Source organism: Mycobacterium sp. RTGN5 (genome assembly GCF_033804465.1).
GTDB lineage: Bacteria > Actinomycetota > Actinomycetes > Mycobacteriales > Mycobacteriaceae > Mycobacterium.
Window position 1 is genome coordinate 275,420 of the sequence record NZ_JAPZLA010000001.1, and the last position, 16,685, is coordinate 292,104.

Annotated in this window: 16 protein-coding genes; 7 read left to right on the forward strand and 9 right to left on the reverse strand. The window is 65.8% G+C overall.

Annotation, left to right across the window (positions count from 1 at the left end):
* Nucleotides 1-2 precede the first annotated feature (2 nt).
* Entirely contained in the window at nt 3-1,544 is a 1,542-nt protein-coding gene (locus SLQ31_RS01275; RefSeq protein ID WP_319428945.1) for a purine-cytosine permease family protein, read from the reverse strand.
* A gap of 71 nt (nt 1,545-1,615) precedes the next feature.
* Nucleotides 1,616-2,671 carry a LacI family DNA-binding transcriptional regulator gene (locus SLQ31_RS01280; RefSeq protein ID WP_319428947.1) on the reverse strand — a complete coding sequence of 352 codons (1,056 nt, stop codon included), beginning with the start codon at nt 2,669-2,671 and terminating at the stop codon, nt 1,616-1,618.
* 102 nt (nt 2,672-2,773) lie between these two features.
* On the opposite strand from SLQ31_RS01280, the gene SLQ31_RS01285 reads away from it, so the two are divergent.
* The 4 genes from SLQ31_RS01285 to SLQ31_RS01300 are packed head-to-tail and all read left to right on the forward strand — an operon-like array spanning nt 2,774 to nt 6,633.
* On the forward strand, nt 2,774-4,087 hold the full coding sequence (locus SLQ31_RS01285; RefSeq protein ID WP_319428949.1) for an aryl-sulfate sulfotransferase: 1,314 nt from the start codon (nt 2,774-2,776) through the stop codon (nt 4,085-4,087).
* Complete coding sequence (locus SLQ31_RS01290; protein ID WP_319428951.1) at nt 4,084-4,890, forward strand: ABC transporter permease; 807 nt, start codon at nt 4,084-4,086, stop codon at nt 4,888-4,890. The genes SLQ31_RS01285 and SLQ31_RS01290 overlap by 4 nt, the downstream gene beginning before the upstream one ends.
* Before the next feature lies 1 nt (nt 4,891).
* On the forward strand, nt 4,892-5,665 hold the full coding sequence (locus SLQ31_RS01295) for an ABC transporter ATP-binding protein (RefSeq protein WP_319428953.1): 774 nt from the start codon (nt 4,892-4,894) through the stop codon (nt 5,663-5,665).
* Between the two features lie 2 nt (nt 5,666-5,667).
* Nucleotides 5,668-6,633 (forward strand): ABC transporter substrate-binding protein, encoded by a 966-nt coding sequence (locus tag SLQ31_RS01300; protein ID WP_319428955.1) that lies wholly within the window; start codon nt 5,668-5,670, stop codon nt 6,631-6,633.
* A 20-nt stretch (nt 6,634-6,653) separates the two neighbouring features.
* Here SLQ31_RS01300 and SLQ31_RS01305 read toward each other — a convergent pair whose 3' ends face one another.
* From SLQ31_RS01305 to SLQ31_RS01320, 4 genes are read right to left on the reverse strand one after another with little or no spacing between them, the layout of a single operon-like run.
* On the reverse strand, nt 6,654-6,938 hold the full coding sequence (locus SLQ31_RS01305; protein ID WP_319428957.1) for a hypothetical protein: 285 nt from the start codon (nt 6,936-6,938) through the stop codon (nt 6,654-6,656).
* 9 nt (nt 6,939-6,947) lie between these two features.
* Nucleotides 6,948-8,141: an amidohydrolase family protein gene (locus SLQ31_RS01310; RefSeq protein WP_319428959.1), complete on the reverse strand. Its 1,194-nt coding sequence runs from the start codon at nt 8,139-8,141 to the stop codon at nt 6,948-6,950.
* A 19-nt stretch (nt 8,142-8,160) separates the two neighbouring features.
* Entirely contained in the window at nt 8,161-10,395 is a 2,235-nt protein-coding gene (locus tag SLQ31_RS01315; protein ID WP_319428961.1) for an acyl-CoA dehydrogenase, read from the reverse strand.
* A 6-nt stretch (nt 10,396-10,401) separates the two neighbouring features.
* On the reverse strand, nt 10,402-11,271 hold the full coding sequence (locus SLQ31_RS01320) for an amidohydrolase family protein (protein ID WP_319428963.1): 870 nt from the start codon (nt 11,269-11,271) through the stop codon (nt 10,402-10,404).
* A 224-nt stretch (nt 11,272-11,495) separates the two neighbouring features.
* Here SLQ31_RS01320 and SLQ31_RS01325 point away from each other — a divergent pair, with 224 nt between their 5' ends.
* Together SLQ31_RS01325 and SLQ31_RS01330 are read left to right on the forward strand one after the other, a co-directional pair.
* The gene (locus SLQ31_RS01325; RefSeq protein ID WP_319428965.1) at nt 11,496-12,065 is read left to right on the forward strand and encodes a TetR family transcriptional regulator; all 570 of its coding nucleotides are present in this window, start codon (nt 11,496-11,498) and stop codon (nt 12,063-12,065) included.
* Nucleotides 12,066-12,088: 23 nt separating this feature from the next.
* Nucleotides 12,089-12,706: a TenA family protein gene (locus tag SLQ31_RS01330; protein WP_319428967.1), complete on the forward strand. Its 618-nt coding sequence runs from the start codon at nt 12,089-12,091 to the stop codon at nt 12,704-12,706.
* On the opposite strand, the gene SLQ31_RS01335 is transcribed toward SLQ31_RS01330, so the two are convergent.
* The 3 genes from SLQ31_RS01335 to SLQ31_RS01345 are packed head-to-tail and all read right to left on the reverse strand — an operon-like array spanning nt 12,703 to nt 15,022.
* Nucleotides 12,703-13,578 (reverse strand): polysaccharide deacetylase, encoded by an 876-nt coding sequence (locus tag SLQ31_RS01335; protein ID WP_319432735.1) that lies wholly within the window; start codon nt 13,576-13,578, stop codon nt 12,703-12,705. The two genes, SLQ31_RS01330 and SLQ31_RS01335, sit on opposite strands and share 4 nt — an antisense overlap.
* The gene (locus tag SLQ31_RS01340; protein WP_319428969.1) at nt 13,575-14,330 is read right to left on the reverse strand and encodes an SDR family NAD(P)-dependent oxidoreductase; all 756 of its coding nucleotides are present in this window, start codon (nt 14,328-14,330) and stop codon (nt 13,575-13,577) included. Before SLQ31_RS01340 ends, SLQ31_RS01335 begins: the two co-directional genes overlap by 4 nt.
* Nucleotides 14,330-15,022, reverse strand: a complete 693-nt coding sequence (locus SLQ31_RS01345; protein WP_319428972.1) for an SDR family NAD(P)-dependent oxidoreductase — start codon at nt 15,020-15,022, stop codon at nt 14,330-14,332. The genes SLQ31_RS01340 and SLQ31_RS01345 overlap by 1 nt, the downstream gene beginning before the upstream one ends.
* Before the next feature lie 170 nt (nt 15,023-15,192).
* On the opposite strand from SLQ31_RS01345, the gene SLQ31_RS01350 reads away from it, so the two are divergent.
* Nucleotides 15,193-16,671, forward strand: coding sequence for an FAD-dependent monooxygenase (locus SLQ31_RS01350; protein ID WP_319428974.1), 1,479 nt, complete (start codon nt 15,193-15,195; stop codon nt 16,669-16,671).
* Nucleotides 16,672-16,685: the final 14 nt, after the last annotated feature.

A 16,685-nucleotide genomic window follows, 5' to 3' on the forward strand; every position in this document is an offset into this window, starting at 1 on the left:
GCCTACTCTCCGTCGAGCAGACCATATTCCTGAGCAGGGCGGTGCGCATCCGCTGCAGGCGCCGATGCCAGCGATTGCAGCTGCGCCTCGCTGCGCTCGATGGCTGCGCGCTCGGCGGTGAGGTCGAGCCCGCGGGTGACGATGAAGTAGCTTCCCGAGGACACCACCAATCCGGCCAGCCAGGAGATGTCGATGCCGCCGAGCCATGCGCCGAGGGGTCCGGTGAAGAACGGCAGCACCGCGAACGGCAGCATCGCTGCGAATCCGAGGAAGTAGGCCGCCAGCCCCCGCCAGGACCACCGGCCGTAAACCCCGTTCGGGCTGAACAATTCGGTGATCGCGTAGTGCCCGCGGCGGACGAAGAAGTAGTCGGTGAGGTTGACCGCTGTCCACGGCACCAGCAGGAACAGCATCAGCGACAATGCATTTGATGCGGCGTTGATCACGTTGTCGCCGAATCCAAGACCCACGACGAGGTAGATGACGATGGCGGCAACCGTCACGCCGATGCGAAGCCCGCGTGACGGCGTCACGCGCCGGACCAGGTCGACGCCGGTCAGGAACTGCAGGGTGACACTGTAGGCGGCGGTGGCGATGCAGACGATCAACGTCGCCGCCGAAGCCAGCGCCAGCACGGCCCCGAAACCGTGGAACACGGTATTACCAGCCTCGTTCAGCGCCACCAGGGCGTCGCTGGCGTTGTAGCGTGCCGACAGCCAAGCCCCGACCGAGATGAGCCAGAGTGCTGAAACACCGGCGCCCACATAGACACTCGCGACGAGCGATCGTGACGGTGTCTTCACCGGCAGATACCGGGTGTAATCCGATACGACCGGGGCCAGTGCGATGTTATAGGCCGCCGACACGGCGAAGACGGTGAAGAATGCCGACGCGACGAAGCCACTGTCCGTCGCGGGAGCGGCCGTGCCGCCTGCCTTGCCGATCAGAATGGCCACCGTGAACACCGAGACCAACGGCACGGTGATGTAGAAAACCCACCGGGATACCCGATGCAGATGGTCATGGCCGGCGACCGCGAACCCACCGCCGACGATATTGATGACCAGACCGATCACCACCGGTGACCAGCCGAAGATCTGGCTCAGGCCCTGCGCGGTCAAGATGGTGTAGACCACGCCGAACGCCAGGTAGCAGGTCAGTGACATGGCGACCACCACTACGACGCCGTAGAACCCGAATTGCGCACGGGATTGGATGATTTGGGGCAATCCCAGCCGCGGCCCCTGGGTCGCGTGGAACGCCATGAAGAAGGTCCCCACGATCAGGCCGAGTGCCGAACTCAGGATCGCCCATCCGATGCTCAGCCCCAGGGCGGGACCGGTGAAGCCCAGCGCGATCGTGAAGAAACTCCAGTTCGCGATGAAGAACAGCGGGCTGACCCGCCACGCGCCGCCGCCCCGCTCGGCCGGCGTAATCCAGTCGATGGACCGGGATTCGATGGCAGAGAAGCGTTGTGGCTCTGTGGGTATGGCCGCGGGGGGTATGGTCGCCGACCCAGTGGGTGGCGCGATCTCAGTTGACACGGAAGTCAATGATCACGCTGCCAACCCGGGTCGGCTAGTTATTGCGTCGAGCTGATTTTTTAACCCGATGGTCAGTGCGCGGCGACGTAGCCGGGTGGCACCGCACACCCACAGCTCTCACCACGGCTGAGACTGACCTCGAACAACTCTGGGGGACTGGTGCTTTCCGGGCGCAGGCCTAAGGCCAGGTCGAGAGCCGCTTCGGTCATCGATTCCAGTGGCTGCTGCACCGTGGTCAAGATGATCTGCCCGTAGGCATTTCGGTTGTCGCCGTCGAAGGCGACCACGGCGACGTCATCGGGCACCTTCAGCCCGGAATCGGCGAGGGCCCGCAGCACAGCTGCCGCCTGCCCGTAGGTACCCACGACCACACCGTCGGGCGCAGATGAACTGGCGAGGTGCTCCCGGACCATCCGATAAGCGCCCTTGAGCGTGAGGTCGGTGGGGATGTGCCGGGTGTCGGCACCCACGACTGACCGGTAGCCGGCGTAGCGCTGGTGCACGGTGTCGCGGTCACCGGAGGTGGTGTCCTGCTCGGTGAACCCGCCGACGAAGGCGATCGCCGTGCGGCCATGATCGATCAAATGCTGGACGGCCAGCCGCCCGGCCTGAACATGGTCAGCCGTCACGACTTTCGACCCGACGATGTCGCGGTTGGTGTGCACCCAGATCACCGGTATTCGCGCGAGGCGGCAGATTCGAGCGCACGCGTTGCCGTCGAGGATGCCGGTGACCAACAGGCTGTCGACACCGACATCGGCGAATCCGCGCACCAGCTCGGCCTCGGTGGCCACGTCGAAGCCGGTGTTGCCGGTGATGACGAGCTGGCGGCGGCCCCGGCCCTGGCGAGTGATAGACCCGGCCAGCGCGGCATAGAGCGGGAACGTCAGATCAGGGACGAGCAGACCGATTTGACCCCAGTGGGACTGCCTGCGCAGACCGCGCGCGTGTCGATCCGGCCGGTAGTCGAGATCGTCCATCGCCTCGGTCACCCGTGCCCGCAGCGCTTCCGACACCGGGCGCGATCCGGGATTGAGCACGTAGCTGACCACCGCTGTCGACGTGCCTGCGCGACGCGCGATATCGGCGATCGTCACACGCTTCGTCTCGTCCTGACCAGTGCGCACAAATCGTTTAGAGTAGGCGGCTCGCGAAGGAACGCAAATCGGTTAGATCATCGCGATCCGAACTATCTGCCTCGGGTGTCAGTGCTGGTAGGACTACTCGCCATGGCGTTTGTTCAGTTCAGTGGCGTGACGTATCACGATCCGGAGTCGGCCCATGCCAGCTACGTGCTCTACACCGGAGCCGACGGCGTCACCCGGCTGATCGACCTCAACGGCATCGTTCGCCATGAGTGGCCGCACGCGGGAGTTCCGGCCCGCATCATCGACCCCGCCCTCAACGGCGGGCGCATCGGCGACATCGGTGTGCAATTGAGCCAGGTTGACGATTCACCCGGTGGTATCTACGCCAACCGCACCGTCGGCCAGCTGTCCTGGGAGGGAGACACGCTGTGGGAATGGGGAACTGAGGCACCCGGCGGTGCCGCGCGACAGAACCACGACTGGCAACTTCTCGACAACGGCAACCGGCTGCTGCTGGTGGCGCTACCTCGCGTCGTCGAGAAACTCGGCCCACAGGTCGTGGGCGATCAAGGAATCTACGAGGTCGCACCGGACGGCAGCATCGTCTGGGAATGGAAGGCCGGCGACCATATCGACGAATTCGGGTTCAGCGTCGAGGGTTTGGACTACCTGCGTCGCAACGTCGCCCGCGAGCCCGACAACATCTGGGGCTACTTGGAAATCAACAGCGCCTCGACCCTCGGCCCCAACCGCTGGCATCGAGCAGACCCCGATACCGTCTTCCAGCCCGACAACATCCTGATCAGCTCCCGCAAGGCCAACATCATCGCCTTGATCGACCGGCGCACCGGAGCGATCGTCTGGCGCCTCGGGCCCTACTTCGACGAACCGGCCGGCGCGCAACACCAGCGCATCAACTCGCACTCGCTGCCGCGGCCGCTGGATCAGATCTCCGGGCAGCACAACCCGCACTTCATCGCCGACGGGCTGCCCGGCGCAGGCAATCTGCTCGTGTTCGACAATCAGGGCGGCGCCGGGTATCCGCCTGCAGCCCTGGGCATCTACGCGGGCTCACGGGTGTTGGAAATCGACCCGCAGACCCGCGAGATCGTGTGGCAGTACACCGCCGAGGATTCCGGCCGACCGGCCTGGACCTTCTTCAGCTCGTTCGTCAGCAACGCCCAGCGCCTGCCCAACGGCAACACCCTGATCACCGAGGGCATGCAGGGCCGCATCTTCCAGGTCACCCCGTCCGGGCAGGTGGTGTGGGAGTACCTCACGCCCTACGAGGACTATGCGGTCGCCGGCGAACCGGAGGTCAAGATCCCCACCGTCGACGGGGTCGATCGCCGAACGCTGACCAGGCTCATCTACCGCTCACAGGCCGTGCCGTTCGAGTGGGTGCCGACAGGCACCGGGCGGTCCCAGGACCCGGTGGACAGGCGCTCCCCGTGACTGCCGCCCTGACCGACGTTGTCCCGGCCCGGCGGCTGGTGCACACGTCGCTTGGCCGTGCGGGCGCGACGGCGCTCGGATTGGGCCTGGCCGTGGCGGTTTGGTCGATCGTCGCGGCCACCGATGTGTTCCCGCGGGCGCTGTTTCCCACCGTGGCCGCCATCGCCCGCGCGGGGTGGTCGTTGTGGGCGTCCGGTGACCTCAGTGCCGATATCCTGCACAGCCTGCAACGCGCGGTCGCCGGATTCGTGCTCGGCACGGTCCTCGGTTTCGGGCTGGCCGTCTTGACGTCGGTCACCAGTGCGGGCCGTCGGCTGTTGCAGCCCGTCCTGCGGCTGTTCGCGCCGATCCCCACCATCGGCCTGGTCCCGCTGGCGATCCTGTGGTTCGGCCTGGGTGAGAGCAGCAAGGTGTCCGTCATTGCGCTCGGTGTGTTCGTGCCGGTGTGGATCAGCAGCCACGCCGGCCTGTCCAGCACACCCGAAGATTTCCTCAAGGCCGCGCGATGCCTTGGCGCGAATCGGTGGTTGACGCTGTACCGCATCGTCATTCCGGAAGCCGTGCCCGACGTCGTTGCGGGCCTGCGGGTCGGTGCGGCGATGGCGTTCGTCGTCATCGTCGTCGCGGAGATGACCGGTACCACCAACGGTCTCGGATTCCGGATCTATCAGGCACAGTTGTTCTCTCAAGCCGACCAGTTGATCTTCTGCCTCGTGGTGCTGGGGGTGCTCGGCGCCGTCAGCGATCAGCTCATCGCCCGCCTCACGGCCCCGCTCATTGCCTGGTCGGTCGAAGAGCGATGACATGACTGTGCAAGCCCGTGACCTGACCGTCCAGTTCCCCGGCGGCGCAGCGCCGGCCTTGCGCGATGTCACCCTCGACATCGCCGCGGGCTCGTTCACCGTTCTGGTCGGGCCGTCGGGCAGCGGCAAGTCGACATTGTTGTATTGCCTGGCCGGTCTGCTCCAGCCCACCGAGGGTCAGGTGATCGACGACGAAGGGCCGGTCACCGGCCCACATCCCCGCCGCGGCATGGCATTTCAGCGCGACATCCTGTTCGCCTGGATGACCGTCGAATCCAATATCCGGTTCGCCCTGCGCGCCAACGGCGTTCCCGCCCGGCATCACCGGGCGCGCGTCCGCGAACTGCTGACCGCGGTGGGTCTTCCGCTGGACGTCGCCGGCCGCCGTCCCAGCCAACTCTCCGGCGGCCAGCGTCAGCGGGTCGGGCTGGCGCGCATGCTGGCCGGTGAGCCCGAGGTCATGCTCATGGACGAGCCGTTCGCCGCGCTCGATGCGCAGACCAGGCTGCGCATGCAAGACCTCGTCGTCGACCTGTGGTCACGGCTGCGCCGCACGGTCCTGTTCGTCACCCATGACGTCGACGAGGCGATCCGGTTGTCCGATCGCATCGTCGTGCTGGCCGACGGCGAAATCCGCAGTGCTATCAACAACCCGCTGCCACGCCCGCGGCCCGCGGACAGCCTCGCCGACCTCGCCGGTTACAGCGATCTGCGGCGTTGGCTGCATCACCAACTCGACACCCCCACCAAAGTCCCTACCAGCAAGGAGCATTGACAGTGACTTCCATCCGACGCACCACAGCCGTGGCAGCGCTCGCCGCACTCGCGATCACCTCGGCGGGGGCCACGGCCTGCTCGTCGAGCACGTCGTCGAGCCCACACCAGCTCACCGTCGCCTACGTCGTCGACCCGTCGTGGTCGCACGTGCCGGTGGCCCAGAAGGCGGGCTACTTCACGTCGCACGGCCTCGATGTCAAAGTGGTGAACTTTTCCACTGGGGTCGAAGCGCTGCAGGCACTCACCGCAGGCCAGGTCGACGTGGCCACGGCCGCGGCGGTTCCCACGTCGGCAGCGCTCACCAAATCACCGCAACTGCGGATCGTCGCGGATGGGTCCCGGTGGAACGGGTTTCGGCTGGTCGCCCGCAAGAGTGCCGGCATCACATCGCTGGCCGACCTGAACGGCAAGACCATCGGCACGCCACTGGGCACCAGCGGCGCGTTCTTCGCCTCCAGCGTGTTGCAACACACCGGCGCCGACGCCAAGTTGGTTCAGGTCGCCCCACCGGCCATCGTCACCGCGGCAACCCAAGGCAACGTCGACGCGGTCTCGATCTTCCAGCCCTACCAGACCCAGGTGATCCAGGCCCTCGGCAATGACGCTGCCGTGCTACAGGATCCCGATTCGTTCGTCGACTACTGCCTGTACCTGTCCACCGAAGAGACCACCAACGGCAAGGCGGCCGACCTGTCCGCGTTCTTCGCAGCGCTTGGTGAGGCAGGCAAGGACCTGACCGCCCAAAAGCCGGACGCGATCACCGCGGTGTCGGAGGCGACCAAACTCGACGCCGCGCTCGTCTCGGCTGTCCTCAAGGAGTACGACTTCACCCTGCAACTCAAGCCGGAGCTGGCCGATGAGCTCACCGCACTGGCGAATTGGGCGAAGTCGAACGGCAAACTGGACGCCAACGTGACGCTGCCCGACTACAAGTCATTCTTCATCGGGAAGTTCATCGGGAGCTAGCACGCTCGGCGTACACCTGCCTAGGTCAGCCAGCGGTCGACGAGGTTGGCCCAGCGCTGCGAGATGGCCTTGTCCATCTCGTCGCGCCGGCGGCGGGTGTTCACGTCCTCGGGCTCGATCTGACCGATCGTCAGGCGCGCCACCTCGTCGACCTGCTCACGTTCCAAACCGAAGGTGAGCAGGACGTCGAGATCGGTATCGGTGTCGAGTTCATCGGGCAGCGTGGAGCGAGCGAGCAGGACGGCGGGGTTCTCCTCGCCGGCCTCCAGCAGCATGGCAACGAGACTTGCCTTGGCGACCTTCACGAGGCGGAGCTACACCGGCCGGCGAACCGACAATTCAATGCCGTTGTCCCGCATGACCTTGCGGCACTGCTCGGGTGTGTAGTCGAAGTTCTGCAGGTCCTTGATGTAGGAGGCCGGTTCGGCGAGGCCCTCGACGTGCGGGTAGTCCGAACCCATGAGGAGGTGCTCGACGCCCAGCAGCTTCTGAAGGCTGGCCAGTTCGTCCTCGTAGAACGGGGACACCCAGACGTGGCGCTTGAAGGTCTCCCGCGGGTCTTCCTGGTAGATGAACGGGATCTGACCCCAGGACTTGGTCAGCTTCTCGAAGAGGTGGAACACCCAGGTCGAACCGCTCTCGATGCAGGCCATCCGCAGATTGGGGAAGCGCAGGAACAGACCATTGTGCAGATGATTGGCGAAGGTGTCCTGGATCGCGTCACCGCTGAACAAGCTCCGGAAGCCCAGTAGCGCCGCAAAGGACATCATGTAGTCCGACTCGCCCCACGCCGGCATGAACTTCGAGTAGTACGTCTCGCCCGAGTGATAGCACACGGTGACACCGGAATCGTTGGCGAGCTGCCAGAATTCGTCGAACATCGGGTCGCCGGGAGGGCGCATGCCGACCTCGGTGGAGATCGGCCCGGGAATCATGACGATGAACCGGGCGTCACGGCTTAGTGCCCACTCGAGTTCGCGTACCGCGGCGTCGGGCCGGCACAGCGTGATGTAGGGCGCGGTGAAAATCCGCTCCTGGTAAGCGAATCCCCAGTCGTCGTCCAGCCAGCGGTTGAACGCCTTGAACGTCGCCACCGTCGCGTCGAAATCGGGTAGCAGTGCCTGCTCCATCCCGACCCCGAGAGTCGGCAGCATGATGCACCCCTGCATGCCCTGCTCGTCCATGGCCGCCAGGCGTGCATCACGGTTCCGGTACTCCGGCCGGATTGGCTCCAGCTCACCGAAGAGCGAATTCAGGTCGGCGCCATGAGGATTGCGGCCGCGGAAGTACTCGTCGAGCGCGCCGGGCTTACCCACCGGGTCGAACGTCGGGTTCGGAATGAACCTGTTGACCCTGCCGCCGACGAGCAGGCGCTGCTTGCCGTCGAGTTCCGCCCACTGGATGGCCCGCTTCTTGAACTTCGGCTCGATGTAGCGGGTGAAGGCGTCTTCGGCCTCGTAGTAGTGGTTGTCGCAGTCGAAGAACTTGAACGGAACTGCAGTGGTCATCGCGCAGGGTCCTTTCCGGCTATTTCCGTGGCAGGCCGAGAATCATCGAGGCGATGATGGTCAGCTGAATCTCTGCCGTGCCGCCGCCGATGAGCTCGGACGGCATGTCGAAGTAGGGCTTGATCACCGCGGGATCCGAACCCTCCAGCATGGCAAGGCGTCCGGTGAGACCCAGTGTCGCGGTCGAGGCGCGTCGCAGCAGCAACACCATCGCGTACTTGGCGATGCTCGACGTCGGGCCGGGGCCCTGACCCTGCACCAGGCGCAGGGTCTCGCGCAGCACCATGGCCTTGATGGCGGTGGTGTGCGCTTCGATTCCGCCGAGTGCCTGCACGGTGGCGTCGTGATCGGGCCCGTCGACCTCGGCCATCCGGCGAAGCGCCGTGGATCTGTCGATGTTGACGTAGTTGCCGATTGCGGTGCGTTCGACGGCCATGGTCGCCACGGCCAGATCCCAACCATGTCCGGGCTCACCGACCAGCATGTCGTCGGGGACGAAGACGTCGGTGAGGAAGACTTCATTGAAATGGGCCTCGCCGCTGGCCTGCTTGATCGGGCTGATCTCGATGCCGGGTGAGGACATATCGACCAGGAAGTAGCTGATGCCACGGTGTTTCGGCGCTTCGGGGTCGGTGCGCGCCAGCAGGGCCCCGAACTGGGCGACATGTGCCGACGAGGTCCAGATTTTGTGACCGTTGACCAGCCAGCCGCCGTCGACTTTCTGGGCCCGAGTGACCAGCGAGGCCAGGTCCGAGCCGGCGCCCGGCTCGCTGAACAGCTGGCACCAGCGTTGGGTGTTGCGCATCATCGGCTCGGCGAATCGTGCGCGCTGCGCGTCGGTTCCGCTGTTGAGGATGGTCGGCAGGATCCACTCGGAGATGCCGAGTGAGGGCCGGACCATGCCGGGTCGCTTGTCGAACTCCTCGGTGATGATCACCTGCTGGACCGGGGAGGCATCCACCCCCCACGGCGCGGGCAGGTGCGGAGCGACCAGGCCCGCGGCAGCCAGCAGGTCGCGCTGAGAGCCGAAGGCCAGTCCGGGTGCCCGAACGTCGTCGGTCGGGGTCTCGTTCTGCAGCTTCGCTGCCTCGTCGAGCGTCGTCACCAGGCTCGCCCGGAACTCCGATTCCACATCGTCACCGAGATGGATGGCGGTGGAACGCTTCAGCGTCCGGGCCAATTCGCCGGCTTCCCGGCTCCAGCGCGTGACCGACCCGAGTGACGCGGCCAGGCTGGTGGCCCGCCGCCAGTACAGATGGGTGTCGTGCTCCCAGGTGTAGCCGATCGCGCCGAACATCAGTAGCGCATCGAGCATCAGGTCAGGACCGGCGCAGACGGCCATCAGTGCGGCCGATGCCGCGGCGAGCCGATGTTGCTCGATGCTTTCGTCGACGGCGCGCACCGCATCCCAGGCCGTCGCGGAGGCCAGCTCGGCGTTGACCAGAAGGACCGCGGCTTTGTGCTGCAGCGCCTGGAAGGACCCGACGGGCTTGCCGAACTGCTCGCGGGTGCGGATGTAGTTCACCGCGGTCTCGACGCCCTTGCGGACCGAGCCTGCCGACGCGCATGCCGTCAGTGCGGTGACAACGCAGCGTGCCCGCGTGGTGTCGATCCCGGTCACCACGGCATCCGCCGGATAGTCAGCCAGGGTGAGCACGCCGATATCAGTGCTCAGGTCGGTGCCCCGCTGCTGCTCGACAACCATGCCAGCACCCGCGGAACTGATGTCAAGCGCAAACCACAGATCTGCGCCGTCCTCATCGCGGGCGGGCAACAGGAGCCGTTGTGCGGCAACAAGACCCAGTGTGCTGCCGATCGAGCCGCTCAACCGCCATCCGGCGCCGTCGCGCACCGCCGTGACGGTGGCGTCCTCCGGCAACACGACCGCCGCCGGCGCCCCGGCGGCGAGGTCGGCAATCAGCGCCGCGGCCGAGCTGTCGGCCAGGCTGGCGACAGCACTGGCGGTCACGGTGCTCAGCAGCGGGCCGGGCAGCAGCGCCGCCGCGGCCGCTTCGATGACGCACGCCATGTCGGCGAGCGTGCCGCCCTGGCCACCGACCGCCTCGGGAAGGTGCACCGCGTGGAAGCCGTTGGCGGTGAGCTCCTCCCACCACGTGGGCAATTCACCGGCCGCGATCGAGTCAAGGGCGGCCCGGGTCTTGTCGATTGGGGCATGCCGGGCCGCGAACTGACTCATAGCTTCGGCCAGCTGCTCCTGCTCGATCGTGATTGCCAGCCTGGATGACAGCGTCATGGGGCCTTAACTCTCCAGTCCTAGAATCCGGGCCGCGTTGCCGTACAGGAACTTCGGCCACACCTCGTCTTTGAACGGCACCTTGGGCATATCGCTGAAGATGCGTTCCAGCGACAACCCCATCGGGAAGTAGCCGGCGTAGATGACCTTGTCCGCGCCGCGGGTGTTCGCGTAGTCGATGATCTCTTTCGGGTAGTACTTCGGCGCGAATGCCGATGTCGAGTAGTACAGGTTCGGCCACTTGAGCATCAGTTTGACGGCCAGGTCCTGCCAGGGTTCACAGCCGTGCCGGGTGACGAACACCAGGTCCGGGAAGTCGAACATGACGATGTCGATCCGCGAAACTTCCTGCGGTGCCATCGGAATGCGCGGTCCGGGGACGCCGGCGCAGCAGAAGATCGGGAGGCCGAGTTCGACGCAGGTGGCGTAGACCGGGTACATCTTCGGATCGTCGATGGGCACCTGCGGGAACGTGCCGGACGGGAAGCACGACACGGCGCGAATGCCGTAGGTCTCGTATTCGCGGCGGATATTGGTGACAGTGCCCATGACGTCGTTCGGGTCGGCGACATTGCCCGACGCGATGAAGCGGTCGGGGAACATCTTGAGCGCCAGCTCTGCCGCGGAGCCCTCGCTCACCCCGATCATCGACTTCTCGATGCCAAACCGGTCCATCTGCTGCAAGAGCAGCGACACGGGGTCGTCGGTGGGCAGGCCCTTGGGGACGTCCTTGAACATGTACTCGACCGGGAAATCGAAGTCCTCTTTGGACTCGCGGTCCTTGGTCTGTTTACGGATGAAGTCGTACTGAGCGGTTCCCTCGTGGGGAAATCCGATCATCGTGTCGATCACCGGCAGACCAACCGGTCCGGCCATCGGGTCCTCCCATCACAGCGCGACGGACACCGCCGCACACTCCATAGTGAAACACGGTTCTACTTGATGTCAAGATTGGGATGGTGTTCTACCTGGTGTAACCGACCTGTCGTGGGGCAAGATGTCGTAGCATCGCAGAAGGCTGTTCTTGAGGAGGTGGCACCATCAACGCATCAGTTCCCGACCTGGTGCCGCCCGCCGGACGCGTCTTCGCACTGTCGGACATGACCAGCGGTCAGCTGGCCCGCCGAGCCAAGATCATCGAAGAAGTGATCGGTTTGATCGCCGAGGTCGGCGCCGACGCGGTTCAGATGCGCGATGTGGCGCAACGCTCGGAGGTTGCGCTGGCCACCCTCTACCGCTACTTCAGTTCGAAGGAAAACCTGTTGGCCGCCGCCCTGGCGGATTGGCAGAAGCGGCTGACCCGACGAATCTTGGCCGGCGGCGGCCCGGCGGGCAGCGACCCGTTGCCCGGGATCTTGGACTATCTGCGACGTGCCCAGCGCGCGTTCAATCGCAGTCCGGAGATGACGACGCTGATGCTGCAGCTCACGACATCGACGGATCCCGAGGTGAAGTCGGCGATCGATCAGATGGAGCGCACCAACGTCGAGCTGTTCAACCGCCTGCTGGTCGGCGTTGCGCCCGAACTCATTCCGAAGGTCAGCTTCGGTCTCAACGCCGCGCTCAGCGCCGCGCTCGCCGGATTTCGCGCCCGACGCCTGACATTGGACGAATCGCTGGATCATGTGGAGTGGGTCGCCCGTGTGCTGCTGTCCGAGGCGCAGCGGTAGTTCCCCGGCTAGGCTCGGGCGATATGACTTTGTCAGCTCAGTTGTGGTCCGACAACGCCGATCTGGCATCCGAGGTACTGACGCATCCATTCGTGCGCGGCATCGCGGATGGCTCTCTGCCGAGGGAACGGTTTGCGACATACGTGGCACAGGACGCGTATTTCCTTGAATCCTTCGCTCGTGCTTACGCGTTGGCGCTGGCGCGCTGCCCAGATACATCGACGTTGCTTGCGCTGGCCGATCTGATCGCCGGAGTTCGGCAGGAGCTGGGACTACACGCGTCCTATGCCGCCTCGTGGGGCATCGATATGGCCGGCGTGCGGCCGCTGACTGCGACGTTGGCCTACACCGAATTCCTTCTCGCGACGGCGGCGACCCAAGAGGTGGGCGTCATCTACGCGGCGATGACACCCTGTATGCGGTTGTACGCATGGCTCGGCCGGTCGCTCGACCCTGACCGGGCCGGGGCCTACGCGCAGTGGGTGCGGACCTACGCCGACCCGGACTTCGAGAACGTCGCGGCCCTCCTGGAAAGCCTGCTCGACAAGCAAGCCGACGACACCCCGGCGGTACACACTGCATACCGCCGAGCCATGCGCCTCGAACTGGGGTTCTTCGAGGCAGCGCTAGTAGCCACCTAGAAGTCGGCGGGATCCGGTCGGACGATCGAACGCGGCGTCAGACCCAAACTCCGGACATGTGACGCAATTTCACGTAGCGGCGCGACCCAGACATCCGAGCAGGACACCACGTGTTCGACGAGCTCCTCGAGTGCGGCTGCGCGGGAGGGTCGACCGGACAGGAACGGATGGTTCGTCAGCACGAAGCAGCCGCCCACCGAGCGCAACCCCTCGAACTCCAGCCGCCAGATCTCCGCGGCCTTGCGGGGGCTTTCGATCAGGCCGCTGCCGGAAATCTCTGGCAGATAGCAGTATTGCTCCCAATCGTCGAGGGCCCACTGCACGGGGATCTCGACGAGTTGGCCAGCCGCGCCGGCGCGAAGTTCGTACGGATGATCGGCGTCCATCAGGCTGGTGTCGTACAGGAATCCTCGTTCGGCCAGCAGCGCGGGGGAGTGCCAGTTGAGCTCCCACATGGGGGCGCGGAAGCCGACCGGCTGTTCGCCGGTGAGGGCGGCCAGCGCCTCGCTGCCGCGGTCGAGAATGGCGGCTTCCTGTTCGGGAGTCTTGCCGGTGAGGACCTCGTGCAGATACCCGTGATGGGCGACCTCATGGCCGGCGTCCGCAATCGCGCGGACCACATCGGGATAACGCACCGCGGTGTACCCGGGTACGAAGAACGTCGACCGGACGTCGTGGCGGGCCAGCATCGTCAGCAGTCTCGGCACTCCGACCAGCGGACCGTATGCCTGATGCGACATCACCGACATCCGATCGCCGTGTGCCGCATCGATATTCAGGATCGCCGATTCGGCGTCGACATCGAAGGTGAAGCAGGCTGCCGCCCGCTTGCCGGAGGGCCAGTCCACGGGTTGCGCCGCCGTCACGCTCATACTCGGCATCGGGTGCTTCCTCCATTGATTTGAATGGTCTGTCCGATCAGGGCTCCAAGCCGCGGTGACGCGAGAAAGGCGACGGTGTCGGCGATTTCGTCCGGCCGGCCGACGCGCCCGACCGGGATGTCCAGGGCGTAGCGCCGGTGCATCTCGCTGAGGGCGACGCCGGCGTCGGTGGCGTCCACCTCGAGTTGTGGGGTGTCGATCACTCCCGGTGCGACGGCGTTGACGATGATGTTCTCGCGAGCCAGCTCACGGCCGAGTGTTTTGGTCAACGCGATCAGGCCTGCCTTCGACGCCGCGTACGCGGTTGCCCGGGGCCATCCGGTGACTCCCCATTCCGAGGCGATGATCACGATACGGCCGCCGCCGAGCCGTCGCATCCCGGGCAGCACCGATTGGATGGTGTGGAACGTCCCACTCAGGTTGGTGTCGACCACTTTCCACCAGTCGGCGTCGTCGTGGTCGACGAGGGCTGCCATCGACATGTAGGCGGCGTTGCAGACAAGCACGGAGATCGGACCGTGCCGTTCTTCGACTTCGGAGACGGCGGCGGTGATTGCCTGGGGATTCGATACGTCCGCCGGCACCGGGAATCCGCCGACCGCCCGCATGGCATCGGTCATCTCCTGGCTCTCCCCGGGGCCGTTGACACCCACGTAATACCCGTCGGCGGCCAGCCGTTCGGCGATCGCCCGGCCGATTCCCTGGGTGGCGCCGGTGACCAGTGCGATCTGGTGGGTGCCCATCAGATCACCGCTCCGCTATTGGGGGACAACACTTCTCCGGTGCAGTAGGCGGGGCCGTCGATCAGGAAGCGCACGGCGTAGGCGATCTCCGCTGGGGTGCACAGCCGGCCTGCGGGCAAGGTGGCCAGGTAAGCCGGGTCGCGCCAGGGAGAGTCCGCGGCGAGCAGCGGGGTGTCGGTGGGGCCGGGGGCCACCGAATTGACCCGCACGCCATGGGCGGCGACCTCGGCGGCAAGGCTGCGAACGAATCCGACGACGGCTCCTTTTGCGGCCGCATAGTGCGCATCACCATCCCCACCGCCGATCGCCAGTTCCGAGGAGATCGCCACGATTGCCCCGCTACGGCGCTCGATCATCTCGGGTAGCACCGCACGCACGGCATTGCGAAACCCGCCCAGATGGACTCGCAGCATGTTGGTCCACGCGGCGGTACTGATCTGCGACACCGGTGTCATCTCGTACTGACCCGCCGCGTTGACCAGCGCCTCGATCGGTCCGAGCTGGTCTCGAATGGCACTGACCGCAGCGTGCACTTGACCAGCGTCCGCAACGTCGACCGCTATCGACGCCGCGAGGCGAGGTGCCTGCCGCAGATCCAGGCCCGCGACAACCCAGCCGTTATCGGCGAGTTCAGTGCTGACGGCCGCGCCGATTCCGGAGGCGGCCCCTGTCACCAGCGCGACGCGAGACATGCGAGAACAGTACGGAAGGGCCGGACTCGGCGCTGGCTGTGAAAATGAAGGCGGGAAACAACTTCCCGCCACTTTCAACATATAGCGCACCAGGGGGCTTGCGGCAAGACCCCGGGTGTACCGCAAAATCGCTGCCCTACGCCAAAACTCACTGCACAGGGGGCATGCGCATGCGTCAATTTGAAGATCACGCCGTCGTGATCGCCGGGGGTGGCCCCACCGGGTTGATGTTGGCCGGAGAGCTGGCGCTGGCCGGGGTGGACGTCGCCGTCGTCGAGCGCCGACTGACTCAGGAGGTGACCGGCCAGCGGGCCGGCGGCCTGCACAGCCGGACCATCGAGGTACTCGATCAGCGGGGGATCGCCGACCGATTCCTGGCGGCGGGGCAGGCACTGCAGGTCGCCGGCTTCGCTCAAATCAGGCTGGATATCAGCGACTTTCCCACCCCGCATCCGTACGGCCTTGCCTTGTGGCAGAACGGCATCGAGCGACTGCTGGCCGACTGGGTGGGGGAGCTGGCAGTGCCGATCCTCCGCGGGCTCGAGGTGTCGGGATTCTCTCAGGACGACACGGGTGTCGACGTCGAGCTCTCCGACGGACGGTCGCTGCGGGCCCGGTATCTGGTTGGCTGCGACGGCGGGCGCAGCAGGGTGCGCAAGGCGGCGGGCATCGACTTCCCTGGCTGGGAGCCCACGGCGAGTTATCTGATCGCCCAGGTCGAAGTGCGCGACGAACCGCAGTTCGGCATCCACCGCGACGCCATCGGCATCCACGGCCTGGACCGGCAGAACGACGGCGAACCCGTTCGGGTCATGGTGACCGAACGGCAGATGGGACCGTCCACCGAACCCACGCTGGCCGAGCTGAGTGCAGGACTCATCGCGGTCTACGGAACCGACTTCGGAATACACAGTCCCACTTCGATTGCCAGGTTCACCGACGTGACGCGCCAGGCGGCGGCCTATCGCGCGGGACGGATCCTGTTGGCCGGCGACGCCGCCCACATCCACCACCCGGCGGGCGGGCAAGGTCTCAATACCGGTGTGCAGGACGCGGTGAATCTGGGCTGGAAACTGGCTCAGGTACTCAACGCAGGTGTGCCCGACACCCTGCTGGATACCTATCACGACGAACGACATCCGGTGGCGGCCCGTGTACTGCAGACCACGATGGCGCAGATCGCGCTGCTGCGTACCGATGACCGCACAACGGCGTTGCACGACAACGTCTCCGAACTGCTCAGCTTGGACGAGCCCCGCAAGCGGTTCGCCGCACGCATGTCCGGCTTGGACATCCACTACGACCTGGGCGATGGGCATCCGCTGCTCGGCAGACGCATGCCCGATCTCGAACTGCTCACGGCCGCCGGACGGGTGAGCGTTTTCACACTCCTGCATGACGCCAGGGCGTTGCTTGTTGACGTCGGCCAGCCCGGCGGCATCGATATCACCGGTTGGTCGGATCGAATTCGCTTGGTACAGGCCGACTACGACGGCAACTGGGAGCTTCCGGTCCTCGGGGCGGTGAGTGCCCCCACCGCGGTGTTGATCCGCCCTGACGGGCATGTGGCGTGGGTGGGCCAGGGTTCCGCGGACGGGCTCACCGACGCGCTCACCAGGTGGTTTGGGCCGGCCGCCGCGTCGGAGTAACAAGACGAGGCGTT